This window comes from Arthrobacter sunyaminii, from assembly GCF_018866305.1.
GTDB classification, from domain to species: Bacteria; Actinomycetota; Actinomycetes; order Actinomycetales; family Micrococcaceae; genus Arthrobacter_B; species Arthrobacter_B sunyaminii.
In genome coordinates, this window is sequence record NZ_CP076456.1 from 2,126,152 (window position 1) to 2,151,273 (window position 25,122).

The following is a 25,122-nucleotide window of genomic DNA, read 5'->3' on the forward strand; positions in this document are numbered from 1 at the left end:
GAGCATCATGAGTATTGTTGTCGGTTTTCTTCCCACCCCGGAGGGCGCCGCTGCCCTTGAGGCTGCACGCCGCGAAGCCGCGGCGCAGTCCACCACCCTGGTGATCGTGAACGTGGGTTCCCCCCGGCACGGTCTGCACCACCAGGAGCAGGAGGAAGCCAATCAGGCCGCCGTCGAACAGCTTGAAAAAGAGCTGCGCGCCGCCGGGGCGGATTTCCGGCTGGTTCACCCCGTGGGCGACTACGACCCGGCCGAGGAAATCCTCAAAGCGGCTGAAGATCCGCAGGTGGAGCTGATCGTCCTGGGCCTGCGCCGCCGCACACCGGTGGGCAAGATGCTGCTCGGAAGCACCGCCCAGCGGGTGCTGCTGCAGTCCGACTGCCCGGTCCTGGCGGTCAAGGCTCACCACTAGGATCCTTTTGCGTGCCCGCCGGTTCCCCGGCGGGATACGGCTGTGGCCGGCACCCAAGGTTTCGGGTGCCGGCCACAGCCGTATCTGGAGACATGCCCCGGGGTCGCTGCGCTCCTACGTGATGGAGGCCGATCCGCGGCGCTTGTTGAACACATCAAAGGCAACAGCAGCCAGGAGCACCAGGCCCTTGATGAGCTGCTGATATTCGGTTCCAACGCCCATGATGGACATGCCGTTGTTCAGGATTCCGATGATCAGGCCGCCGATGATCGCACCGGTGACCCGGCCGATGCCGCCGGTGACTGCGGCGCCGCCGATGAACACTGCCGCAATGGCATCCAGTTCGAATCCCTCTCCGGCCTTCGGGCTGGCGAGGTTCAGCTGGGCGGTGAAGACCAGGCCGGCCAGCGCAGCCAGCACGCCCATGTTGATGAACACGGTGAAGGTGGTCCGCTTGGTGTTGATGCCGGAAAGTTCAGCAGCGTGCAGGTTCCCGCCCATGGCGTAGATGTGGCGGCCCCAGACGCTGCGGTTCATGACGGCCGAATAGCCAACCGTCAGCAGGCCCAGAATCACCAGCACGATGGGCGTCCCGCGGTAGCTGGCCAGCAGGTAGGTGATGAAGAGGACCATGGCCGCGGTCAGCGTCAACTTTGCGGCGAACCAGAGCATCGGCTCGTCCACAAGCTGGTGGCGGCGGCGGATCATCCGCTGGCGGATGCCTGAGCCAACCAGGGCCGCGGCGGAGAGCACGCCGATGATGACGGTCAGCGGCTCCAGGAAGCTCGTTCCGCCCCCGAGGTCGGGGAGGAATCCGCTGCCCAGATCCCGGAACTGGTCCGGGAACGGCGAGATCTGCTTGTTCTGCAGGACGATCTGCGTCAGCCCCCGAAATGTGAGCATGCCGGCCAGGGTCACAATGAAGGCCGGAATGCCGAAGTACGCAATCCAAAAGCCCTGCCATGCTCCGACGGCGGCGCCAAGGACCAGGCACAGGACGGCGGCCAGCCACCAGGGAAGTCCCCACTGGGTGATCATGACGCCGGCGGCGGCACCGGTGAAGGCGACCACCGATCCAACGGACAGGTCAATGTGCCCGGCGATGATGACCAGCACCATGCCCACGGCCAGAATCAGGATGTAGCTGTTCTGGATGATGAGGTTGGAAACGTTGATCGGTGCCAGCGTGATCCCGTTGGTGGCGATCTGGAAAAAGATGATGATGGCGATCAGCGCGATGAACAGACCGACCTGGCGAAGCTGCCCGGTCAGGTAGTTCAGGGCTGAACCGACGATTTCCTGCGGTTTCCCCTTCGGGGCCGGAACACCGGTGGACGATCCCTGGTCGGTAAGAGTGCTCATTCGCTTTCCTTGTCTGTCGCGGCGGCAGGAATCCTGGCGTCGCGGGTCATGTACTGCATGAGGTATTCGGCACTGGCCTTTTCGCGCGGGACGTCAGCAGTGATCCGGCCTTCGGCCAGGGTATAGATGCGGTCGCAGATACCCAGCAGCTCCGGCAGCTCCGAGGAAATAACGATGACGGCTTTTCCCTGGTCTGCCAGCTCATTGATGATGGTGTAAATCTCGTACTTTGCCCCCACATCGATGCCGCGGGTGGGCTCATCGAGGATCAGGACGTCCGGATCAGTGTGGATCCACTTGGACAGGACCACCTTCTGCTGGTTCCCGCCCGAGAGCTTGCCCGTCAGTGCGGTCACCGAGGGTGCCTTGATGTTCATGCTGGTGCGGTATTTGTCCGCCGTCAGATGTTCCCGGTACGGATCCACCCAGCCGCGGCTCGCCAGTTTGTCCAGTCCGGACATGGAGATGTTGCGCTTGATGTCCTCGATGAGGTTCAAGCCGTACCGCTTGCGGTCCTCGGTGGCGTAGGCAAGTCCGTGCCGGATGGCCTGGCCAACGTTCTTCATCGTGATTTCGCGGCCGTTCTTATATACGCGGCCGCTGATGTTGTGTCCGTAGCTGTGCCCGAAAACACTCATGGCAAGTTCCGTGCGCCCTGCGCCCATCAGACCGGCAATGCCGACAATTTCGCCGGCCCGAACGTAGATGTTTGCCTCGGAAACCACCCGGCGGGTGCGGTCCAGCGGATGGTGCACCGTCCAGTCCTCGACGCGGAGCACTTCTTCGCCGATGACTGAAACATGCTCCGGATATCTGCTGTCCAGGTCCCGGCCCACCATGCCGCGGATGATGCGTTCCTCGGACACGTCGTCCTCGTGCATGTCCAGGGTTTCGATGGTGCGGCCGTCGCGGATGATGGTCACGGCGTCGGCGATGGCCTTAATCTCGTTGAGCTTGTGGCTGATGATGATGCAGGTGATTCCGTCTTCGCGCAGACCCTTGATCAGGCCCAGCAGGTGCTCGGAGTCTTCGTCATTCAGCGCAGCGGTTGGCTCATCCAGGATCAGCAGCTTCACCCGCTTGGACAGGGCTTTGGCAATTTCCACCAGCTGCTGCTTGCCCACGCCGATGTCCTGGATCCGGGTGGCAGGGTTCTCGGAGAGCCCCACCCGCTCCAGGAGTCTGGCTGCCTCCAGATTGGTGCGGTGCCAGTCGATGAAGCCGCCCTTGGACTGTTCGTTGCCCAGGTAGATGTTCTCCGCAATGGACAGGAAGGGGCTCAGCGCCAGCTCCTGGTGGATGATGACCACGCCGGCCGCTTCGGAATCCTTGATGTCCCGGTATTCCTGCAGGTTGCCTTCCAGAAGGATTTCTCCCTCATAGCTTCCTGCGGGATAGACCCCGGAGAGCACCTTCATCAGGGTGGACTTGCCGGCACCGTTTTCACCGCAGATGGCATGCACCTGCCCTTGACGCACATCCAGGGAGACCTCCTGCAGTGCCTTGACCCCGGGGAAGGTCTTGGTAATTCCCCGCATGGAAAGAATGTTTTCGTTCACGTTCGTGTCCTTGCCGGCGGATGCCGGGGGCGGAAGCATTTGCTGCCGCCCCCGGCACCGCGGTGGTCGGGATTACTGCAGGTCTGAGGCTTCGTAGTAGCCGCTGTCCACGAGGACTTCCTGGTAGTTGTCTTTGGTGACCACCACCGGGTCCAGCAGGAAGGTCGGAACAATCTTGACCTTGTTGTCGTACGTCTCGGTGTCATTGACCTCGGGGTCTTCGCCCTTGAGCACGTCGTCGACCATGGCCACGGCCTGCTCGCCGAGGGTGCGGGTGTCCTTGAAGATCGTGGAGTACTGCTGGTTATCCATGATCGACTTCACCGAGGCTGCTTCGGCGTCCTGGCCGGTAATGACGGGCAGGGCATCCGGCGCGTAGCCGGATCCGGTCAGGGCGGAAATGATGCCCAGGGAAATGCCGTCATACGGGGAAAGGACGCCGTCCACTTTTTCGCCGCCGGAGTAGGTGCTGGCAATCAGGTTCTGCATGCGCTTCTGTGCCGTGGCGGGATCCCAGCGCAGTGTGGCGATCTGGGTGAAGCCGGTCTGGCCGCTCTTGACCACCAGCGTGCCCTTGTCGATGTAGGGCTGCAGGGTGTCCATGGCGCCGTCGTAGAAGAAGTTGGCGTTGTTGTCATCGGGGCTGCCGGCGAAGAGCTCAATGTTCTTGGGCTCGGTGACGCCGGTGTCCTTGCCTTCGGCGTCGAGGATCCCCAAGCCGGTCAGCAGCGACGTGGCCTGCTGCACGCCCACGGTGTAGTTGTCGAAGGTGGTGTAGTAGTCCACGTTCTCGTTGCCGGTGATCAGGCGGTCATAGGCGATGACCTTGATGCCGGCGGCTGCGGCATTGTCCAGCTGGTCGCTGAGGGCGGTGCCGTCGATGGCGGCGATCACCAGGACCTTGGCTCCCTTGGTGATCATGTTGGAGACCTGCTGGACCTGGGTGGGAATGTCGTCGTCGGCATATTCCAGGGTGGTTTCATAGCCCAGGTCCTCAAGGGAGGCCTGAATGGAGTCGCCGTCCTTGATCCAGCGCTCGGAGGTCTTGGTGGGCATCGCGATGCCCACCAGCGCACCGGCATTGTCACCTGATTCGGCGCCGGAGTCAGCGCCGCCGCGGCCCGATCCGGAGCCGCAGCCGGCTACGGAAACGGCAAGGATTCCGGCCGTCACGCTAAGAAGTAGTTTACGGATTTTCACGAAGGAGCCCTTTCGATGGACGTCTCTGTCTAACGGGGGAATCTGCCGGATGGTCGAAGCGGTTTCGCTTTCCGCCTCCCGGAAGAGAATGAGAAGTGGATCACATTTGTGAGCGCTAACATTATGGCGCCCGAAAGGACCCGGTTGTCAATTCGATTCTGTTCGGGCCTAGCGGCGCAGTTCAGCCAGCACCGCGGAAATGCCGGTGAAGGTCTCCTCAAACGAGGTGGACAGCGGAGACAGTCCCAGCCTGATGCCCGACGGATTACGGTAATCCGGGATGATGCCCTGCTCCCAAAGAGCTGCAGTAACAGCTTTGAACGCCGGATGGTCAATGGTGATATGACTGCCGCGCTGCGCCGCGTCCCGGGGAGAGGCAACGACGACGCCGTGCGGGGCGAGCAGAGCGTCTACGGCCGTCAGCGCGTACTCTGTCAGGGCCACCGATTTTGCGCGCACTGCTCCGATGCCTGCTTCGGCAATGAGCGCAATCATGTCCCGCATCGGCAGCATGCCCAGCACGGGCGGAGTGCCGGAGACAAGCCTGCGGATACCGGCGGCGGGTTGATATCCCTGCGCCATGCCGAACGGATCGGCGCTGCCGAGCCAGCCCTGGATGGGTTGCTGGAAGTCCGCCTGGTGCCGCGACGCCACGTAGGCCCACGCGGGAGCACCGGGGCCCCCGTTGAGGTACTTGTAGCTGCAGCCCACAGCGTAGTCCACATTCCAGGCGTCCAGCTGTGCAGGCACGGCACCTGCTGAATGGCACAGGTCCCAGAGCACCAGTCCCCCGGCCGCGTGGACCACTGAGGTGATGGCTTCGGCGTCGGCCAGGAACCCGGAACGGTACGCCACGTGGCTGAAGACGGCCAGCGCGGTTTGAGGGCCCACGCAGGCCGCCACCGCTTCAGCGCTCACGCCGCCGTCGTAATCCGCGCGAACCCAGCGCAGGGTCAGCCCGCACTCGCGCGCAATGCCCTCCATGACATACCGGTCGGTGGGAAAGTTGTCGGCGTCCAGAACGATTTCCGTTCGGCCGGGCCGGGCCGCAACAGCGGCCCGGCCCAGTTTGTAGAGCAGGACGGTGGTCGAATCGGCGACGATGCACTGTCCGGCAGCGGCACCAAGCGCTGTTGCTCCCAGTTCGTCGCCGATCTGCTGCGGCAATTCCAGCCACTGCTCGTCCCAGCCGCGGATCAGCCGCCCGCCCCACTGCTCCCGGACAAAGCCCTGAAGGTGTTCCTCAGTGGCACGAAGCGGCCGGCCCAGGGAGTTGCCGTCCAGGTATGAACTCACCCCGTCGGCAGGGAGGAAGCGGTCCCGGAAGCCGGCCAGCGGATCCGCCGCATCCAGTTCCTTGGCAGCAATGAGCAGATCCGGTTCAGTCATGAGCGCCCCTTAGCAAACTAGCTGTTCCGAGACTCGCCGGACGCCGCAAGCGGCTGGACGGATCCGTGGAAATGGCGCCTGAGGGAGCGGTTGTTCCAGCCAACAAAGGTGGACCCGGTGTACCGGTCTTCATCCTCGGCGTCCTGGATGGACAGCGAGACCGTGGCCGGCAGGAACACCGGGGACTCGAAGTCGATACTCCACTCGTAGGGCTCTTCCCGGTTTTGCACGATGTCCGCCACCACGCGGGACGCGAGATACATCCCGTGGGCCAGAGACCGCTTCATGCCCAGCGCCTTCGCCGACAGGCGGCTCAGGTGGATGGGGTTGAAGTCCCCCGAGACCCCTGCATAGTTGCGTCCGGCATCCGCCCCGAGCCGCCACACGGCGGTGGGCACCGGCGGCACGAAGTCGGCGCGGTCGGCCCGTGCTTCCTGCCGGTCAAACCGGGGCAGGAAAACACCCTTGGCCAGGTACGTGGATCTTCCACGCCACACCACGTCACCGGATTCTCCGGCGCTGACCTCGGCCACAAGCTCCACCTGGGTGCCGGCGCGGTGCCCGGCCAGGTTCTCGGCCCACGCCGTCACCGTCAGGGGCTCGGCGTAGTGGATCGGGCGGAAATGCTGCACCTGGTTGCGCAGATGCACCATACCCAGCAGCGGCAGCGGGAAGTCCTCGCGCGCCATCAGGCTCATGGCCACGGGAAACGCAAAGGTGTGCACGTAGCCGGTGGGCAGGTAGTCAGTGGCACTGTGCAGGACCAGCCGCTGGAAGTCGGTCAGCTTGGCCAAATCGACGACGGCGCCGCGCACCTCGTGCCGGTCGGACGGAAGGACGCGCGGTCCCTTGGAAGACGACAGGCGTGACTTCGCGGCGCTGCCCACGGCGCCCGCGTACAGCTTCCCGAGGGCGGGAATTTCATCCAGGGTTGTGGTGCTCATGCGCCCACCATATTCTGCCCGCACACACGGACCACCTGGCCGTTGACCCCTGCCGCCGCATCGGAGGCGAGGAAGGAAATGGTTTCAGCCACGTCCACGGGCAGGCCGCCCTGCTGCAGGCTGCTCAGCCGGCGGGCAACCTGCCGGGTCAGGGCAGGAATGGCAGCGGTCATGTCCGTCTCGATGAAGCCGGGCGCCACGGCGTTGATGGAGCCGCCCCGCGGCGCCAGCAGCGGTGCGGTGGCCCGGACCATGCCGATCACACCGCCCTTGGAAGCGGCATAGTTGGTCTGTCCGCGGTTGCCGGCGATGCCGCTGGTGGAGGCCAGCGACACGATCCGTCCTTCCCGGCTGAAGATGTCCGAGGCCAACAGTGTCTCGTTCATGCGCAGCTGGGAGGCAATGTTGACCGCGATGACCGAACCCCACCGCGCTTCGTCCATGTTGGCCAGCAGTTTGTCGCGGGTGATCCCGGCATTGTGGATCACGATGTCGAGGTGGCCGTAGCGCTCGGCCGCGTGGGCCAGGATGCGGCCTGCAGCGTCCTCCCGGGTGATGTCCACCTGCAGGGCCGTGCCGTTGATTTCATTGGCGACCCTGGCCAGCTGTTCGCCGGCAGCCGGAACGTCCACCACGATGACCTTGGCGCCGTCGCGGTGCAGGACTTTGGCAATGGCCGCGCCGATGCCGCGGGCCGCTCCGGTCACCACAGCCACCTTGCCGGCCAGAGGCGCGTTCCAATCCTCGGGCAGCGTGCCCGCGTCGGAGCCAACAGTGATGAACTGCCCGCTCACGTAGGCGCTCTTGCCTGACAGCAGGAACCGCAGGGCGGCGGCCACGGACGGTGCCGTTGCCCGTACTCCGTTGGCCAGCACGATGCCGTTGGCGGTGGCGCCGCCGCGCAGTTCGTGGGCGATGGAACGCAGGGTGCCGTCAATGCCCTGGCGGGCAGCGGCGGCAGCGGGATCCTGTGCCTCGGCCGCGGGACGGGAAACAGTAACCACGCGTCCGCCCGGTGCGAGGTCACGCAGTGCCGCCCCGGCGGCCAGCGTCGGCTCGGCGAGGTCGGTCGGGGCGGCGGCCTCGTCGAGCACGATCAGGATGGCGCCGAGCTTTTCCTTCGGTGTGGCATGGCGGCGGACATCCTGGTCCCAGGAGAGCAGCAGCTGGGACAGGTCGTCGGCGCTTTCGCCTTTGCCCAGCACCAGCACCGGTCCCGGAACCAGCGGCTTGGCCGGGTCGAAGCGGCGCAGGATGGCCGGCCGGGGCAGGCCCAGCTTTTTGGACAGGTCCCGCGTAAAGCCGGTATTGACCAGCTTGAGATAGGTATCAGTCATGATCAGCGCGCCTCCAGGATCGCAACGAGGCCCTGCCCGCCGGCAGCGCAGATGGAAATCAGGCCGCGGCCTGAGCCCTTTTCGTGCAGCATCTTGGCCAGCGACGCGACGATGCGTCCGCCGGTGGCTGCGAACGGGTGGCCGGCGGCCAGGGACGAGCCGTTGACGTTGAGTTTGCTGCGGTCGATGCTGCCGAGCGGACCCTCCAGCCCCAGGCGGGTGCGGCAGAACTCGTCGTCTTCCCAGGCGGCGAGTGTGGAAAGCACGGTGCCGGCGAAGGCTTCGTGGATTTCGAAGAAGTCGAAGTCGTCGAAGGTCAGGTTGTGGCGGGCCAGCAGGCGCGGAACGGCAAAGGCAGGGGCCATCAGCAGTCCGTCCTTGCCGTGAACGAAGTCCACGGCGCCGGCTTCGGCGTCGACAATGTTTGCCAGCATGGGCAGGTCATGTTCGCGGGCGTAATCCTCGGAGCCCAGCAGCACTACGGAGGCGCCGTCGGTCAGCGGGGTGGAGTTGCCCGCGGTCATGGTGGCTTCATCGCCCAAGCTCTTGCCGAAGGCGGGCTTGAGCTTGGCCAGCTTCTCCATGGAGGTGTCTGCGCGCAGGTTCGCGTCCCGGGACAGGCCGCGGTACGGCGTGACCAGGTCATCGAAGAAGCCGCGGTCGTAGGCTGCGGCCATGTTGCGGTGGCTGTTGTACGCCAGTTCGTCCTGCGCCTCGCGGGTGATCTTCCACTGCGCGGTGGTCAGTGCCTGGTGCTCGCCCATGGACAGGCCGGTGCGCGGTTCGCCGGTGGAGGGTGCGTTCGGGGAGAGGTCCTTGGGGCGGATTTTCGCGACGGCGGCGAGCTTCTGCTTGGTGGTGCGGGCACGGGAGAGGTCCAGCAGCGCCCGGCGCAGGCCTTCGCTGACGGCAATGGGAGCGTCCGAAGCGGAGTCGACGCCGCCGGCGATGGCGGAATCCAGCTGACCGAGCTTGATCTTGTTGGCCAGGCTGACCACTGTCTCGAGGCCGGTGGCGCAGGCCTGCTGAACGTCATACGCGGGGGTTTCCGGCGACAGTGCCGAGCCCAGGACCGCTTCGCGGGTCAGGTTGAAGTCCCGGGAGTGCTTCAGGACGGCGCCGGCGGCCACTTCGCCGATGCGCTCGCCCTGCAGGCCAAAGCGGGCAACCAGTCCGTCGAGTGCGGCCGTGAGCATGTCCTGGTTGGAGCTGTAGGTGTACTTGCCGCCGGAGCGGGCGAACGGGATGCGGTTTCCGCCGATGACGACGGCTTTTCGTACGGAGGGAGCAGAGGTGTTCCCTCCGGTTGCGGCGGGTTCGGCCTGGGGCTGGACAGCCATGATGTTGTCTCCTAGGAAAATACTGCTAAGTGTGAGGGGAGTTACTGCAACCCAGCGTACCTGATACGCTGAGTATCGTGAACACCGCTCTTCAAGATCCCCCTCCCCCCGCACCGTCGGACGGCCGGTCGCTGCGCTGGGAGGCGCACCGGGCCGAACGTCGCCGTGAGCTGATCAAAGCAGCCAGGCGTGCTGTTCATGCCTTGGGTTCCGGAGCCTCCATGGAGGAGATTGCGGCCGCCTCCGGAACATCCAAGTCCGTCTACTACCGCTACTTCGGCGACAAGGCGGGCCTGCAGCAGGCAATGGGCGAGGTTGTCCTTTCCCAGATGCAGGACAAGATCCTCGCCGCAGGCCGCACGGCGGATTCGCCCCGGGCCGGCCTGCAGGCCATGGTTTCCGCCTACCTCCAGATGGCCCAGACCTCCCCCAACGTGTACGCGTTTGTCACGGGCGGCACCGCTGAGGCTTCGGGCAGCGCAGGGCCGCGCTTCTCCGACAGCCTCACCTCCTTCTTCGCAGCCATCACGGAAATGATGGAACGTGCTTTGCGCGCCTATCTGGACAGCCGCTCCAACGGCGCCTCTCCCGGCAGATCGTCCGCACCCGAGCTCGGCATTGCTGCCGGATTCTGGCCGACGGCGGCACTGGGCATGGTCCGTGCCGCCGGAGAACGCTGGCTGGCAACTCCCCCCGGACCGGGCAAGCCCACCGAGGCCCAGATGACCGAGCAGCTGACGGCCTGGCTCTTTGACGGCATCGGCTACGAGCAGGGACCGCCGTGACCCGCACCAACATCCCCAGCATCACCTCCCCCCGGCACGACAACCAACTAAAAGGACACGCAATGACGCAGACAGTCTCCAAGTCCGCACGCCCGATCCCCGCGAGTTCCGTACGCGACGATGACAGCGCCGTCGTCGACGTGGACGCGCTGAGCCGCGCCCTGCTGGGCAAGTGGGCCGACATCCGGCTCCAGGCCCGTGAGCTCGCAGGCCGCGATGAACTGCACACCCCTGCGGGCCTGAGCCACACGGAACACCGCGAACGGGTCATGACGCAGCTGAAGGTGCTGGTCGACACCAAGGCCGTGCACCGCGCATTCCCGAAGTACGTGGGCGGCGAGGACAATCACGGCGGCAACGTTGCCGGTTTCGCAGAACTCGTGGTGGCCGATCCGTCCCTGCAGATCAAGGCGGGCGTGCAGTGGGGCCTCTTCGGCTCCGCCGTCCTGCACCTGGGCAACCGGGAGCACCATGAGAAGTGGCTGCCGGGCATCATGAGCCTGGAGATCCCCGGCTGCTTCGCCATGACGGAGACCGGCCACGGTTCCGACGTTGCCAGCATCGCCACCACAGCGGAATATGACGTTGAAAAAGAAGAATTCATCATCAACACCCCCTTCCGTGCCGCGTGGAAGGATTACATCGGCAACGGTGCGGTCTACGGCAAGGCCGCTGTGGTCTTCGCCCACCTGATCACCAAGGGCGTGGACCACGGCGTCCACGCGTTCTACGTAGAACTGCGCGATGACAACGGCTTCCTGCCCGGCGTGGGCGGCGAGGATGACGGCGTCAAGGGCGGCCTGAACGGCATCGACAACGGCCGGCTGCATTTCTCCAACGTCCGGATTCCGCGCACCAACCTGCTCAACAAGTACGGCGACGTCGCAGCGGACGGCACTTACACGTCCTCCATCGAAAGCCCCGGCCGCCGGTTCTTCACCATGATCGGCACCTTGGTCCAGGGCCGGGTGTCCCTGGACGGCGCCGCGGTGGCCGCCAGCAAGATGGCACTCAAAACCGCCATCCAGTACGGAACGGAGCGCCGCCAGTTCAACGGTGCCTCGGACATCAAGGAAGAGGTGCTGATGGACTACCAGCAGCACCAGCGCCGCCTGCTGCCCCGGCTGGCCACCACGTTCGCCGCTTCCTTCGCCCATGACGAACTGCTGCAGAAGTTCGACGACGTCTTCTCCGGTGCGCACGACACCGACGAAGACCGTCAGGACCTGGAGACCCTCGCGGCTGCCCTGAAGTCCTTGTCCACTTGGCATGCCCTGGACACCCTGCAGGAGTGCCGCGAGGCCACCGGCGGCGCAGGCTTCCTGTCCGAAAACCGGTTCACCGCACTGCGCGCGGACCTGGACATCTACGCCACCTTCGAAGGCGACAACACCGTCCTGCTCCAGCTTGTCGCCAAGCGCCTCCTGGCCGACTATGCCAAGGAGTTTGTCGGCGCTGACTTCGGCGTACTGGCCCGCTACGCCGTCGGACAGGCAACAGACCGCACGATGCACCGCACCGGACTGCGCCAGATTGTGCAGGCCTTCGCTGACACCGGATCCGAGAAGAAGTCCGCCGTTGCCCTCCGTGACCCCAAGACCCAGCGCGACCTTCTGACCGACCGCGTCGGCACCATGGTGGCAGAGGTTGCCGGCGCCCTGAAGGCGGCCCGGGGACTGCCGAAGGATAAGGGCGCCGCAGTATTCAACGCCAACCAGCATGCGCTCATCGAAGCAGCCCATGCGCATGCGGAACTGCTGCAGTGGGAGGCATTCACCCGTGGCCTGGAGCGGATTGAAGACGCCGGAACCCGCCAGGTCATGACCTGGGTCCGCGACCTGTTCGGCCTGTCCCTGATCGAGAAGAACCTCGGCTGGTACCTGATGAACGGGCGCCTGTCGGCCCAGCGTGCCCGCACCTTGGGCCCGTACATCAACCGCCTCCTGGCCAAGATCCGCCCGCATGCCGTGGATCTGGTCGATTCCTTTGGCTACGGTCCGGAGCACCTGCGGTCCAAGATCGCATCCGGAGAAGAGAAGGCACGCCAGGACGAGGCCATGGAGTACCAGCGGCTGCTGCGCGCCAGCGGCGCCGCTCCGGTGGATGAGAAGATCCTGATCCAGCGAAAGAAGCAGGCGGCCAAGGCCAAGCGCTAACTTTCACTCCGGCAATTGTTGCCGGACCACCTGTAGGACACCGGAGGCCCGAACCGCTGTGCGGTTCGGGCCTCCGGCGCTTTGCCTACACCTGCCCCGTTGCTGCAGGGAGTACTGAACGGTAGACGTCAAGCGTGGACTTGGCGATGGACTCCCAGGAGAAGTGGTCCGTGGCGCGGCGCCGTCCTGCCTCCCCCATTGCCCGGGCACGGTCCGGATCCGTCACCACCTCAGTAAGCGCGGCGGCAAAATCGCGGACAAAAGTTTCGGGATCCAGCGGAATTCCGGTGCCGTCAGTGACCTGCTCAATGGGTACCAGCAGGCCGGTGACTCCATGATCGACTACTTCCGGGATTCCGCCCGTGGCGCTGGCAACGACGGCGGTTCCACAGGCCATGGCCTCCAGGTTGACGATCCCCAGCGGTTCATAAATGGACGGGCACGCAAACACCGTGGCCGAACTGAGGACCTTGATCAGCTCATCGCGCGGGAGCATCCGCTCGATGACGACAATGCCGCTGCGCTTTTCCCGCAGTGCCTCAATCAGCACGGCTGTTTCTGCGGCAAGTTCGGGGGTGTCGGCAGCGCCCAGGCAGAGCACGAGCTGGACCTCGGGGGGAAGCAGCGCAGCGGCCCGCAGGAGATACGGCAGCCCCTTCTGGCGCGTGTTGCGGCCAACGAACACGACGCTCGGACGCTCCGGATCAATACCCAGGGCCGAAATCCCCACGGGATCAGCGTCAGGGTGCCAGAGTTCGACGTCGATCCCGTTGTGCACCACGCGCACCTTGGCCGGATCCACTTCGGGATAGCTGCGCAGGATGTCCTGCCGCATGCCTTCGGACACGGCAATAATGGCGGCTGCGGCGTCGTACGCGGTCTTCTCGACCCAGGAGGACAGCGCATAGCCGCCGCCAAGCTGCTCGGCTTTCCAGGGACGCAGCGGCTCCAGGCTGTGGGCGCTGAGTACGTGGGGAATGCCGTACAGGAGGGAACCCAGATGCCCCGCCATATTGGCGTACCAGGTATGGGAGTGGACCAGGTCCGCACCCTCAAGTCCCTGGAGGATTTCCAGGTCGGTGCCCAGTGTCTGAACGGCCGGGTTAGAGGCGTCCAGCTCGGCCGGAACGCCGTAGGCCGTTACGGATGCACCGTGGTAATCAGCTGCCCTCGGGGCTCCGAAACAATGCACATGAAGATCAACGTACTCAGCGAGCACACGGCTCAACTCAGCAACGTGGACACCCGCTCCGCCATAGATTTCGGGCGGGAATTCCTTGGACACAATATCTACTCGCACTAAACCAACGTAGTGCACCGGCGCGGCAGTGATCTAGTCTGAAGAACAGCAGACTTACAACCGCGGGGCGCAGCGCCGCAGTAATTCGTCACATGCTGCAACAGATATACGAGTAACGGAAACAGGGGAATAACAAAATGGCGCCAAAGAAGGTCCTGGCCGTTGTCCTTGCTGGTGGGGAAGGCAAACGCCTGATGCCCCTAACCGCGGACCGGGCAAAACCCGCAGTTCCGTTTGCCGGGCGGTACCGGCTCATCGACTTCGCACTGTCCAACCTGGTGAACTCGGGCTACCTGCAGATCGTGGTCCTGACCCAGTACAAATCACACAGTCTGGACCGGCACATTTCGGAGACCTGGCGGCTCTCCACCCAGCTGCGGAACTATGTGGCGTCAGTGCCTGCACAGCAGCGCGTGGGCAAGAGCTGGTTCCTGGGAAGCGCCAACGCGATCTATCAGTCCATGAACCTGATCGACGACGCACAGCCGGACATTGTGGTGGTAATCGGCGCAGATCACGTGTACCGGATGGACTTCTCGCAGATGGTGGAGGCCCACATTCAATCCGGCGCCTCGGTCAGCGTCGCCGCCGTCCGGCAGCCGCTGCACCTGGCGGACCAGTTCGGCGTGATCGAGACTGACCCTGAACGCCCCGGCATGATCGGTGCCTTCGTCGAGAAACCGGCTACCACTCCCGGGCTTCCGGATGATCCGGACATGTTCCTGGCCTCGATGGGCAACTACGTCTTCAACACCGATGCGCTGGTGGAGGCCCTCAAGGTTGACGCCGAACGCCTGATCACCAAGCACGACATGGGCGGGGACATCATTCCCTACTTCGTGGAACGCAACGACGCCGCCGTCTACGATTTCTCGCACAACATCATCCCCGGGTCCACGGGCAGCGATCACCAGTACTGGCGCGACGTCGGCACGCTGGATTCCTACTACGACGCCAACATGGACCTGATTTCTCCCCTGCCGGCGTTCAACCTCTACAACTTGCAGTGGCCCATCTACACCCGGCAGAGCATCTCCCCGCCGGCCAAGTTTGTGCGCAGCGCCTCCGACCAGGCCGGCACCGCCATTGACTCGATCGTTTCCGACGGCACCGTCATTTCCGGCGGAACCGTCACCGGATCCGTGCTGGCGCAGGACGTTTATGTGTCCACCAACGCAGTGGTGGCCGACTCGGTGCTGATGGACAACGTGCAGGTGGGTGAGGGTGCCGTGATCCGCCGTGCCATCATCGACAAGAACGTGCAGGTTCCGCCGGGAGCCACCATCGGCGTCGACCGTGATCTTGACCTGGCGCGCGGCTTCACCGTCACCGAGTCCGGGCTGACAGTGCTTAGCAAGGGACAAAAGGTCACCCTTCCCGAGCCTGAACCCGAGGCAGCACCGGCGTAGGTCCGTCCGGACAGCCGGACGCAGACGGGCTCGCCCGTTGTGATGTTCGACCGCCGCGGCACCCCCGATACGGGGTGCCGCGGCGTTTCGTTGTAAGGTCGGATGGCATCACGTATGCCTTCGCCGTGTCCACCGCCGGCGCCGATTCACAGCAGAAACGATTTTCATGAGCACCCCCGACCTGAGCCCCGAAGACCTTGCCGCCTGCCTGCGGGTCCTGTCCTCCATCCATGTCCTGGATGAGGAAGATCCGGACTACGTTGCCGTCCGACGCGCCACCGCCAAGATGTTCAAGTCCGTCAAGAAGCACAAGAAGCTTGAGAAGCGCAGCGCCGTCGCAGAGGCGGACCGCGCCGTTGTCGCCCTGACGGCCACCGGCGCCTCCGACCGGATCGACGACGAGACCCGCGGCGCCCAGCTGAAGACCTCGGCCCACGGCCCCTCTGCCGGCACGCTGCTCAAGCCGCGCAACTGCTACATCTGCAAGCAGCCCTACACCGTGGTGGACGCCTTCTACCACCAGCTCTGCCCGGAGTGCGCCGCCTTCAGCCACGCCAAGCGCGATGCCACCACCGATCTGACCGGCAAACGCGCCCTCCTGACCGGGGGCCGTGCCAAAATCGGCATGTACATCGCCCTGCGGCTGCTGCGCGACGGTGCGCACACCACCATTACCACCCGGTTCCCGAAGGACGCCGCACGGCGCTTTGCTGCCATGGAAGACTCGGCGGACTGGCTGCACCGGCTGAAGATCGTGGGCATTGACCTGCGTGATCCGGCGCAGGTCATCTCGCTGGCCGAATCCGTGGCCGACGCCGGCCCCCTGGACATCCTGATCAACAACGCCGCCCAGACGGTGCGCCGGTCCTCCAACGCCTACCAGCCGCTGATGGACGCCGAGCTCGAGGCACTGCCGGAATCCGCCGTTATGCCGGAGCTGGTCACCTTCGGGAACACCTACAACGCGCACCCCACCGCCCTTGCCGGATCGATTGCCGAGCATCCGGTGCTGGCCGGCGACGCCGTCACGTCACTGGCGCTGACCGCGGGCTCCTCCTCGCTGGAGAAACTGAACGCCGGAACGGCAATTGACGCCGGCGGCCTGGTCCCGGACACCGCACCGATCAACTCCTGGACCCAGGTGGTGGACCAGGTGGAGCCGCTGGAAATGCTGGAAGTCCAGCTCTGCAACGTCACTGCCCCGTTCCTGCTGGTCAACCGGCTGCGTCCGGCGATGGCAGCCTCCCCTGCACGCCGCAAGTACATCGTCAACGTCTCCGCCATGGAGGGCCAGTTCAGCCGCCGCTACAAGGGTCCGGGCCATCCGCACACCAACATGGCCAAGGCCTCGCTTAACATGCTCACGCGCACCAGCGCCGGGGAAATGCTGGAAACGGACGGCATCCTGATGACCGCCGTGGACACCGGCTGGATTACCGATGAGCGTCCGCATCCCACCAAGGTGCGCCTGGCCGAGGAGGGCTTCCACGCTCCCCTGGACCTCGTGGACGGTGCGGCCCGCGTGTATGACCCGATTGTCATGGGTGAGGCAGGCGAGGACCAGTACGGGGTTTTCCTGAAGGACTACAAGCCCTCGCCCTGGTAGGCCGCACTACGCCGGAAGGCTCTCCCGTTCCCGGAAGCGGGAGATCGCCTTCCGGATCTCCGAGATCCACAGCACGGTGGAACCCACGCCAACTGCCAGGAACCACTGCCCCGAGGTGAGATCCGTGGTGTCGAAGAGCCCCTGCAGCACCCCCAGCTGGACCACCAGGACCTGCAGGACGACGACGCCGGCCAGCGACACCCAGATGGCCCGGTTGGTGAAGGTTTGCCAGGCGAACACGCTTCCGTTCGCTGACCTTACGTTGAGCAGGTTGAACGCCTGGTAGAACACGAACGTCGTGAAGGCCAGCGTGGTGGCGAAGAGCGGATCCTCCGCGCTCTCCGGGTACATCTGCGGGGCCAGGTACAGGACGGTGCAGGTGCCCGCGGCCATGACCAGACCCATGGTCAGGATCTGCAGGATCCGCCGTCCGGTCAGCAGCGGCTCCCGGGCAGGCCTGGGCCGTTGCTTCATGAGATCCGGATCTGCCGGATCCACGCCCAGGGCCAGGGCGGGCGGCCCGTCCATGATGATGTTGACCCAAAGGATTTGCAGCGCCGTGAAGGGCGCTCCGCCGGCCAGCGAAAAGGCTGCGGCCGCCAGGAAGATGAGCACGAACCCCCAGGCGGTGGTGAGCTGGAACCGGACGAACTTGATGATGTTGGCATAGATCCCCCGGCCCTCCTGCACCGCGGCCACAATGGTGGCGAAGTTGTCATCCGTCAGGATCATCTTCGCCGCACCCTTGGACACATCGGTCCCGGTGATGCCCATGGCAATACCGATGTCCGCGCGTTTGAGCGCAGGGGCGTCGTTCACGCCGTCGCCGGTCATGGCAACCACGGCACCGTCGGCCTGCAATGCCTGGACCATCCGGATCTTATGCTCCGGAGACACACGCGCCAGCACCCCGTATCCCGGAGCGCGCTGTTCAAGCTGCTTGTCGTCGAGCTTGTCCAGTGCGGCACCTGACACGGCTTCTCCGCCGATGCCCAGGTCACGCGCGATCGCCGAGGCGGTGATCAGGTGGTCCCCCGTGATCATGTGCACGCTGATTCCCGCCTCGTGGGCACGGGCAATGGCTTCGCCGGCCTCGCTGCGCGGCGGGTCCATGATGCCCACCACTGCATAAAGGGTCAGGTCGGCCACGCTGTCCCGGAGCTCGTCCGGGTCCGCCGGCAGAGGCTCGTCCACCGGCCGTCCGGCAACAGCCATGGTGCGCAGACCCCGTTCCGCGAAAGCTGTGACTTCGTCGCTGATGCGCCGGCGGTCCTCGGGCAGGAGCGGACGCCTGCCGTCGGCAGTGGCCACGAACTGTGATCGTTCCAGGAGCACCCCGGGTGCCCCTTTGGCGTAACAGAAAACGTCGTGGGCCGGTCCCGGACCGTGCCCGGCTTCCTCATCCGCCGGCCGCCGGTTGAACGTGGCCATGAACTTATAGTCCGAATCAAAGGGAACCTCCGCAATGCGGGGATGCGATGCACGCGCCCCTTCGGCGTCGATGCCTCCCTTCTCTGCCAGGACCACCAGCGCCCCTTCAGTGGGATCACCGGTGAGTACGCCGTCGCGCACTGAAGCGTCATTGCACAGCGCGAAGCCAAGGAAAGCCACCGACAATGCCGGCGCCGGCCGCCCGTCGGCACTAAGCACCGCGCCTTCCGTGGAATACCCGGAGCCGGAGACCCGGAACGTGCGGCCGGAGGCCGTATACAGGGACCGCACCGTCATCTCGTTCAGGGTCAGGGTTCCGGTCTTGTCAGTGCAGATCTGGGAGGTGCTGCCCAGGGTCTCCACAGCCGACAGCTGCTTGATGATGGCTCCCCGCGCAGCCAGGCGGGAGGCGCCCATCGCCAGGGTGAAGGCGACGACGGCGGTCAGCCCCTCGGGGATGGTCGCCACCGCCAGCGAGACCGCAGTCAGGAACAGGGTTTGCCAGCTGTCACCTCGCAGCAGGCCCAGGACGAACACCACCGCCACCACAATCAGCGCCACATAGGTCAGCAGCCGTGCCAGCTGGTCAATGCTGCGCTGAAGGGTGGTCTTTTCTTCGGCCGTGGAACCGAGCAGATGCGCTATCCGTCCGATTTGGGTGTTCATTCCCGTCCCGGTAACGAGCAGCACAGCCCGGCCCCGGCTGATGTCGGTGTCCATGTACAGCATGTTGGTGCGGTCGGCCACCGGCAGCTCCGGATCGGACAGGACCGCGGCGGACTTGTTGACCGGCTGGGATTCACCGGTCAGCGCTGCTTCCGCCACCTGCAGGCGAACTGCCTCCAGAAGCCGCCCGTCGGCAGGAACCGTGTCTCCCGCCTCCAGGAGAACCACGTCGCCGGGTACCAGTTCGGTGCGCGGGACATCCACCGGAACGCCGCCCCGGCGGACGGTGGCAATGGAGACGGACGTGCTGCGCAGCGCTTCCAGGCTGTTCTCCGCGCGCTGCTCCTGGACGTAGTTCAGGGTGGTGTTCAGGGCAATGACCACCAGGATGACCACCGGTGTTTCCCATTCCCGGGAGACGACGGCGCTGATCACCGCTGCGGCAATCAGGACCAGAATCAGCCGGTCCGCCAACAGCCTAAGGATTTTCTGCCAGGCGGGAATTTTCCGGCCTGCCGCCAGCTCATTGGGCCCGTAACGGAGCCGACGCTGCCGGACCTCCTCGACGGTGAGACCTTCGGCCGGCGAGACCTCCAGCTCCGCTGCCGCCTGTTCGGGTGTCCGCGTCCAGGGGTGTTCTGCTGTTTGTTGCTGGTCAGCCATGTGTTGCCTCTAAAACTAGGGGGTGTATTTCACTGTAACAAAGGCCACACAGGCGGGAATCCCCCATCACTGTTAGCTGCCCCGGGGCCGGCCAAACACCACGGGCTGGACACCACCGGCTGCCGGCACCGTTTGGCCGGCACCGTCTTCTGCGGCAGGGTGGAACCGTGAATGCCTCCCCTTCCCCTGCAGCCTCCTCTGCTGCCCGGACAACCGCCCTGCCCGGAGTCCTGATTGCTGCCGCCGCCGTTGTCCCGGCATACCTGGTGCATCTGGTTTTTCCCGGGCTGCCGGTACTGACCGCAGCCGTGGTACTCGGGCTGGTGGCCGCCAACCTCCCCGGCGTATCCACAGCGGTGGCGGGGCCGCTCAAACCGGGACTGTCCCTGGCCGCACGGAAGTTTATGCGCACGGGCATCGTGCTGCTGGGGCTCAAAGTGTCGCTGGTGGACATTGCGGGCCTTGGCTGGGCCGCGCTGCTCCTGATCGTTGCACTGGTGGGGGCGGCCTTTGCCGGCACGTATGCGGTTTGCCGGGCTTTCCGCCTGCCGGGTGCGGAGCCACTGCTGATCGCCTCTGGTTTCTCCATCTGCGGAGTCTCCGCCATCGGAGCAGTGGCCGCTGCCAGGCGGGTGAGACCGGAGGACACGGTGGTGCCGATAGCACTGGTCACGCTGTGCGGAACACTGGCCATCGGGGTTCTCCCGCTGCTGGGAACGCTGATGAGCCTGTCTGCCGAGACCTTCGGCATCTGGGCCGGCGCTTCCGTCCACGACGTTGGACAGGTGGTGGCCACAGCCCAGACCGCCGGCACGTCGGCACTCGCGGCCGCCGTCGTCGTCAAGCTGGCCCGCGTGGTCCTGCTGGCACCGCTGACCGCCGCGGCGGGGCTCATTCGGCGCCCGGACACGGAGGGAACGGATGACAGGCCCGGGAAGCGCCCTCCCCTGCTTCCCCTGTTTGTCGCCGGGTTCCTGGCACTGATTGTCCTGCGCACCACCGGTGTGGTTCCGGAGGGCGTCCTGGAGGCGGCTGCGCTGGCCCAGGAGATCCTGTTTGCGGCTGCGCTGTTTGCACTGGGTGCGGCGGTCCGCTTCCGGGCACTGTTTGCCTCCGGCGCCAGGGCACTCTCAGCGGCGCTCGCCTCCTGGTTCCTCATCGGTGCGCTGGGGCTCGGTCTCGCCGTGATCCTTTCCCCGTGACCCCGCGGGAACCGCAGAGCCTTGCCGCCTGTCTCCGGTTCCCCTTACTGTTTCCATCAGTTGATTCCGCAGCTGCGCAGGATGAGGTTGGCCTAGGGGGTATCCATGAGGGGTATCTCCGCCACCGGCAGCATCAAGAGCCTGAGCTACGGCTTGCTTCCGGCAGCGGCCGGACTGGCGTTCTGCGCAATAATCCTCTGGTGCCTGGCGGGCAACCTCATGTTTCCGCACTACGGGTTCTTCCAGTACAAAACACCGTGGGCGCTCGCCGCCGCCGGAGCAGTGCTTCTGCTCATGACCGGACTGTACTTTGCCCTGCGGACAGTCCAGCCGGCCCTGCTTCGGCACCGGCTGTTGTCCAGACTGGCGTCGGCAGCGCTGTGGGCGGGGCTATTCGCCCTGCAGGTTCGGCTGGCCTATGCCGTGCGGCTGCCCGCCGATTGGGATGCCCGCGCCATTTACACCTCGGCTGCCGGTTTGGCCCTGGGGACGCGGGAGAGCATTGATTCCGGCTACTTTTCACTGAATCCCAACAACATCCTGCTGACCCTGCTGCTGGCGTCCTGGTTCAGCCTCGTCACCTCCCTCGGCGTCACCAACTTGGAAATGGCTGCCGCCTTTTTGAACGCCGTCGTCCTCTTCGCCGGAATCGCACTGACGTATGCGGCGGCGCGCATGCTCGGCGGGCGAGCCGTTGCCGCCTTTACGCTGCTGCCCTCCACCATCTTTGTTCTGCTCTCCCCGTGGCTGGGTGTCTTCTACTCAGACACCGCAGGGCTGTTGTTTCCCGTCCTCATTCTGTGCCTGCTGCTGGCCGCGCAGCGGGCCCGGCGCCTTGCAGTACGAATACCGCTATGGGTCCTCGCCGGGACGGCCGGCGCCGCCGGCTACGGGATCAAGCCGACCGTGCTCATCTGTCTGCTGGCAGCCGGTATCACTGCTGCCTGTTCCCCGGCACTGCGCGGCCGGGATCGCGGGGCCGGCATCCTCCTCCTCGGCGCTGCAGTGGTGGCCGGCAGCTTCTTTGCCGGGCACCGGCTCATTACCGCCGTTGAGCAGCAGGGAACGGCCGTGGGCTTCGATGTTGAAGCCAACCCGAACGCCCTTCCGCCCACCCACTTCCTGAAGGTGGGGGCGCACCTTGTGCCGGGGAAATACGGCCCTCTGTACGGGAGCTACAACGAAGCCGACGTCCGCAGCACCGCATCCGCGGGTGATCCGCGCGAGAAGTTCCAGCACGGGCTGGACGCCTATGCGGATCGGGTCGCCGCCATGGGCCCGGGCGGCTATGTTTCATTCCTCAACAACAAGCTGTTGTGGATCACCGGGGACGGCTCCTTCTTTGCCTGGGGCGAAGGAGTCCTGGACGGCGACGATTATGTGTCCGACAACCCCGCTGACCGGAGCATCCAGGACGTCTTCGGTTACGGGAATCCGGGTTTTCCATGGCTCTTTGCGCTGTGGCAGGGAACGTGGTTCATCGTCCTGGGGCTGGTGGCGGTGCCCCTGTTCCTCCGCACGCCAACCCTTATGCTGCCGGAGGTCTCTGCACTGCGCATTGCACTGCTTGGGCTGCTTGTGTTCCTGCTCCTGTCAGAAGGCCGGGCCCGCTTCCTGTACCTCTACACGCCATACTTCATCCTGCTGGCCTCACTGTCCTTCTTCGCCGTCATGGACCGGATGTCAGGCGGCCGGAACGCCGGGACCGCCGGGCCGGCCCACAGCAAAGGACGGGAAGTGATTGAATGAACATGTGTCGAACCAAAATCTGCGTCGTGACGAAGCCGCCGCCCGCTCAGCCCTCATATCCGTTGACGCCTACGATGTCGATCTTGACCTGAGCAGCGCGGAAGATCCGGAAACCGGGGGCTTCCGCTCCCGCAGCACCGTTACCTTCCGCTGCGCCGAGCCGGGGGCCGCTACCTTCCTGGACTTCATCCACGGTGGTGTCCATTCGGTTGTCCTGAACGGCAGGGAACTGCCGCTGGACTCTGCCGTCGACGGCACCCGTGTCCACCTGCCGGGACTGGAGCTCGAAAACACGGTCACGGTGGAGGGCACCGCCCTGTACAGCCGCAGCGGCGAAGGGATGCACCGGTTCACGGATCCGGCCGACGGCCGCACCTATCTGTACACGCAGTACGAGCCGGCCGACGCCCGGCGGGTGTTCGCCAACTTCGAGCAGCCGGACCTCAAGGCCAGCTTCACGTTCCACGTCACTGCGCCGTCGGCCTGGGAAGTTGCTTCGAACGGTGTGGAAACCAACCGCACGGAGCTCGACAGCGGCTTCAGCCGCTGGGATTTTGCCCCCACCCAGCGCATTTCCACCTACATCACCACGGTCCTGGCCGGACCGTACTTCAAAGCAGAGGACGCCTGGTCCACCACCCTGCCGGACGGTTCCGTCCTCGACATTCCCCTGGGCGCCTACTGCCGGTCCTCACTGGCCGAACATTTTGACCCGCAGAACATCTTCGAGATCACCAAACAGGGGCTGGCGTACTTCCACGAGCTGTTTGCCTACCCCTACCCGTTCGGCAAGTACGATCAGGCCTTCGTCCCCGAGTACAACCTCGGTGCCATGGAGAACCCCGGCCTGGTGACGTTCACGGAGTCATACGTCTTCCGGTCCAAAGCCACCGAAGCGCAGTACGAGGCGCGGGCCAACACCATCCTGCACGAGATGGCGCACATGTGGTTCGGTGACCTGGTGACCATGAAGTGGTGGGACGACCTGTGGCTGAAGGAGTCCTTCGCCGATTACATGGGCGCCCTTGCCGTGGACCAGGCAACCGGGTTTACCAACTCATGGGTCAGTTTCGCTAACCGGCGCAAGGCCTGGGCGTACACCCAGGACCAGCTGCCCACCACGCACCCAATCGTCGCGGACATCACCGACTTGGAAGCGGCCAAGCAGAACTTCGACGGCATCACGTATGCCAAGGGCGCCTCCGTCCTCAAGCAGCTGGTGGCCTACGTGGGCTTCGATGCGTTTATCAATGCAGCGCGCGGCTACTTCCGCGACCATGCCTACGGCAACACCACGCTCTCGGACCTGCTCAGTGCCCTGACTGTTGCTTCGGGCCGCGACATGGGTGCCTGGTCGCGGCGGTGGCTGCAGACGGCAGGGGTGCCGCTGCTGACCACGGAGGTGGAAACGGACGACGACGGCGTCATCACTTCCCTCACGATCGTCCAGAACGCACCCGATCCCGTCAGCGGGGAACAGGTTCCCCGGCCGCACCGCCTGCGGATTGGTCTGTATAACCCGGATGCTGCGGGTGCGCTGGTGCGCACCGGGAGCGTGGAAATCGACGTCGACGGTCCCCGTACCGCGGTACCCGAGCTTCTGGGCAAGCCGCGGCCCGCACTGCTGCTGCTCAATGACGAGGACCTCACCTACGCCAAGGTCCGTTTCGACTCCGATTCGCTGCAGGTCCTGATGCAGAACCTGGGCCGGATCCCTGACCCGCTGGCCCGCGCGGTGTGCTTCTCTGCCCTGTGGAACGGCGTCCGGGACGGGATTATCAGTGCCCGCGACTATCTTCGGCTCATCGTGCATGCTGCCCCGGCCGAGACGGGCTCCGGTGTGCTGCAGGTCCTCTTGGACAACTCCCGGTTCGCCGTGGAGCGGTATGCCCCGGCAGAGGACCGCAGCGACCTGCGCGAAGTGCTCTACTCGCTGGTGGTTGACCAGCTTCAGCAGGCGGAGCCCGGAAGCGACCGCCAGCTGGTCTGGGCCCGCAACGCCGCCATGCTGGGCCGCCACAGCGACGCCCACACGGAGCTGCTGCGCGGCCTCCTGCAGGGAACGGCCACCGTACCGGGCCTCACTGTGGACTCGGACCTGCGATGGCTGCTGTGGCAGGCGCTGGCCGCCACCTCAAATGCCACCCGCGCTGAGCTGGAAGCGGAACTGGAGCGGGACACCACGGCATCGGGCCGGGTGGGCTACACGACTGCAGCGGCCGCCTTCCCCGAGCCCGCGGTCAAGGCAGCCGCCTGGCAGGACGCCGTGCATTCGGACGAGCTGTCCAACCAGCTGCTCTCGGCCACCATTGAGGGATTCACCATCGGCAGCATTGAGATGCTGTCCGCCTTCTCCGCGGATTACTTTGCTTCCCTCACCCTGGTCTGGAGCTCACGCAGCATCGGGCAGGCCAGCCGGGTGGTTACCGGCCTCTTCCCCGGGGCGCAGGATTTGCCTGAGCACATGGTTCCCGCCGATCATCCTGTCCTGGTGGCGAGCATGGACTGGCTCGAAGCCAACCCGCAGGCACCGGCTGCCCTGCGCCGGATCATTATCGAGCAGCAGGACCAGTTGCTGCGGGCGCTGCGGGCCCAGGCAGCCGGCAGATAGA

Annotated in this window: 16 protein-coding genes and 1 pseudogene; 8 read left to right on the forward strand and 9 right to left on the reverse strand. The window is 65.2% G+C overall.

The window, feature by feature from the left end:
* Positions 1-7: 7 nt before the first annotated feature.
* A complete protein-coding gene (locus tag KG104_RS09520) occupies positions 8-412 on the forward strand; it encodes a universal stress protein (protein WP_104054239.1) in 405 nt (134 codons plus the stop codon).
* Positions 413-526: 114 nt separating this feature from the next.
* Here KG104_RS09520 and mmsB read toward each other — a convergent pair whose 3' ends face one another.
* The 7 genes from mmsB to KG104_RS09555 form a co-directional block, all read right to left on the reverse strand.
* Entirely contained in the window at positions 527-1,774 is a 1,248-nt protein-coding gene (gene mmsB / locus KG104_RS09525) for a multiple monosaccharide ABC transporter permease (RefSeq protein ID WP_207346879.1), read from the reverse strand.
* Entirely contained in the window at positions 1,771-3,372 is a 1,602-nt protein-coding gene (gene mmsA, locus KG104_RS09530) for a multiple monosaccharide ABC transporter ATP-binding protein (RefSeq protein ID WP_237686876.1), read from the reverse strand. Before mmsA ends, mmsB begins: the two co-directional genes overlap by 4 nt.
* A gap of 33 nt (positions 3,373-3,405) precedes the next feature.
* Positions 3,406-4,506, reverse strand: coding sequence for a multiple monosaccharide ABC transporter substrate-binding protein (gene chvE, locus KG104_RS09535; protein ID WP_237688570.1), 1,101 nt, complete (start codon positions 4,504-4,506; stop codon positions 3,406-3,408).
* Positions 4,507-4,701: 195 nt separating this feature from the next.
* Positions 4,702-5,922 carry a kynureninase gene (locus KG104_RS09540; protein ID WP_207346881.1) on the reverse strand — a complete coding sequence of 407 codons (1,221 nt, stop codon included), beginning with the start codon at positions 5,920-5,922 and terminating at the stop codon, positions 4,702-4,704.
* 17 nt (positions 5,923-5,939) lie between these two features.
* A complete protein-coding gene (locus KG104_RS09545) occupies positions 5,940-6,866 on the reverse strand; it encodes a MaoC family dehydratase (RefSeq protein WP_207346882.1) in 927 nt (308 codons plus the stop codon).
* A complete protein-coding gene (locus tag KG104_RS09550) occupies positions 6,863-8,203 on the reverse strand; it encodes a 3-oxoacyl-ACP reductase (RefSeq protein WP_207346883.1) in 1,341 nt (446 codons plus the stop codon). Before KG104_RS09550 ends, KG104_RS09545 begins: the two co-directional genes overlap by 4 nt.
* A gap of 2 nt (positions 8,204-8,205) precedes the next feature.
* Complete coding sequence (locus tag KG104_RS09555; protein WP_207346884.1) at positions 8,206-9,543, reverse strand: acetyl-CoA C-acetyltransferase; 1,338 nt, start codon at positions 9,541-9,543, stop codon at positions 8,206-8,208.
* Between the two features lie 77 nt (positions 9,544-9,620).
* On the opposite strand from KG104_RS09555, the gene KG104_RS09560 reads away from it, so the two are divergent.
* On the forward strand, positions 9,621-10,328 hold the full coding sequence (locus KG104_RS09560; RefSeq protein WP_237688571.1) for a TetR/AcrR family transcriptional regulator: 708 nt from the start codon (positions 9,621-9,623) through the stop codon (positions 10,326-10,328).
* A gap of 62 nt (positions 10,329-10,390) precedes the next feature.
* Positions 10,391-12,484: an acyl-CoA dehydrogenase family protein gene (locus tag KG104_RS09565; protein WP_207346885.1), complete on the forward strand. Its 2,094-nt coding sequence runs from the start codon at positions 10,391-10,393 to the stop codon at positions 12,482-12,484.
* A gap of 85 nt (positions 12,485-12,569) precedes the next feature.
* Here KG104_RS09565 and glgA read toward each other — a convergent pair whose 3' ends face one another.
* On the reverse strand, positions 12,570-13,784 hold the full coding sequence (gene glgA, locus KG104_RS09570; RefSeq protein ID WP_207346886.1) for a glycogen synthase: 1,215 nt from the start codon (positions 13,782-13,784) through the stop codon (positions 12,570-12,572).
* A gap of 137 nt (positions 13,785-13,921) precedes the next feature.
* On the opposite strand from glgA, the pseudogene glgC reads away from it, so the two are divergent.
* Both glgC and KG104_RS09580 read left to right on the forward strand, forming a co-directional pair.
* Positions 13,922-15,169: pseudogene (gene glgC, locus KG104_RS09575) on the forward strand (glucose-1-phosphate adenylyltransferase); the annotation flags it as partial.
* A gap of 190 nt (positions 15,170-15,359) precedes the next feature.
* On the forward strand, positions 15,360-16,799 hold the full coding sequence (locus tag KG104_RS09580; RefSeq protein WP_104054228.1) for an SDR family oxidoreductase: 1,440 nt from the start codon (positions 15,360-15,362) through the stop codon (positions 16,797-16,799).
* A 6-nt stretch (positions 16,800-16,805) separates the two neighbouring features.
* Here KG104_RS09580 and KG104_RS09585 read toward each other — a convergent pair whose 3' ends face one another.
* Positions 16,806-19,559 carry a cation-translocating P-type ATPase gene (locus tag KG104_RS09585; protein ID WP_207346887.1) on the reverse strand — a complete coding sequence of 918 codons (2,754 nt, stop codon included), beginning with the start codon at positions 19,557-19,559 and terminating at the stop codon, positions 16,806-16,808.
* 167 nt (positions 19,560-19,726) lie between these two features.
* Between KG104_RS09585 and KG104_RS09590 the strand changes: the two genes are divergently transcribed.
* From KG104_RS09590 to pepN, 3 genes are all read left to right on the forward strand, one after another.
* Positions 19,727-20,761, forward strand: a complete 1,035-nt coding sequence (locus KG104_RS09590; RefSeq protein WP_237688572.1) for a YeiH family protein — start codon at positions 19,727-19,729, stop codon at positions 20,759-20,761.
* A gap of 105 nt (positions 20,762-20,866) precedes the next feature.
* Positions 20,867-22,510, forward strand: a complete 1,644-nt coding sequence (locus KG104_RS09595; RefSeq protein WP_207346888.1) for a glycosyltransferase family protein — start codon at positions 20,867-20,869, stop codon at positions 22,508-22,510.
* A gap of 4 nt (positions 22,511-22,514) precedes the next feature.
* Positions 22,515-25,121 carry an aminopeptidase N gene (gene pepN, locus KG104_RS09600; protein ID WP_207346889.1) on the forward strand — a complete coding sequence of 869 codons (2,607 nt, stop codon included), beginning with the start codon at positions 22,515-22,517 and terminating at the stop codon, positions 25,119-25,121.
* Position 25,122 lies beyond the last annotated feature (1 nt).

Coding starts and splice junctions, on each gene's coding strand:
- mmsB (WP_207346879.1), bottom strand. CDS start 1,774: ATGAGCACTCTTACCGACCAGGGATCGTCCACCGGTGTTCCGGCCCCG.
- KG104_RS09545 (WP_207346882.1), bottom strand. CDS start 6,866: ATGAGCACCACAACCCTGGATGAAATTCCCGCCCTCGGGAAGCTGTAC.
- KG104_RS09520 (WP_104054239.1), top strand. CDS start 8: ATGAGTATTGTTGTCGGTTTTCTTCCCACCCCGGAGGGCGCCGCTGCC.
- KG104_RS09565 (WP_207346885.1), top strand. CDS start 10,391: ATGACGCAGACAGTCTCCAAGTCCGCACGCCCGATCCCCGCGAGTTCC.
- KG104_RS09595 (WP_207346888.1), top strand. CDS start 20,867: ATGAGGGGTATCTCCGCCACCGGCAGCATCAAGAGCCTGAGCTACGGC.
- KG104_RS09550 (WP_207346883.1), bottom strand. CDS start 8,203: ATGACTGATACCTATCTCAAGCTGGTCAATACCGGCTTTACGCGGGAC.
- mmsA (WP_237686876.1), bottom strand. CDS start 3,372: ATGCTTCCGCCCCCGGCATCCGCCGGCAAGGACACGAACGTGAACGAA.
- KG104_RS09585 (WP_207346887.1), bottom strand. CDS start 19,559: ATGGCTGACCAGCAACAAACAGCAGAACACCCCTGGACGCGGACACCC.
- KG104_RS09580 (WP_104054228.1), top strand. CDS start 15,360: ATGAGCACCCCCGACCTGAGCCCCGAAGACCTTGCCGCCTGCCTGCGG.
- KG104_RS09540 (WP_207346881.1), bottom strand. CDS start 5,922: ATGACTGAACCGGATCTGCTCATTGCTGCCAAGGAACTGGATGCGGCG.
- KG104_RS09555 (WP_207346884.1), bottom strand. CDS start 9,543: ATGGCTGTCCAGCCCCAGGCCGAACCCGCCGCAACCGGAGGGAACACC.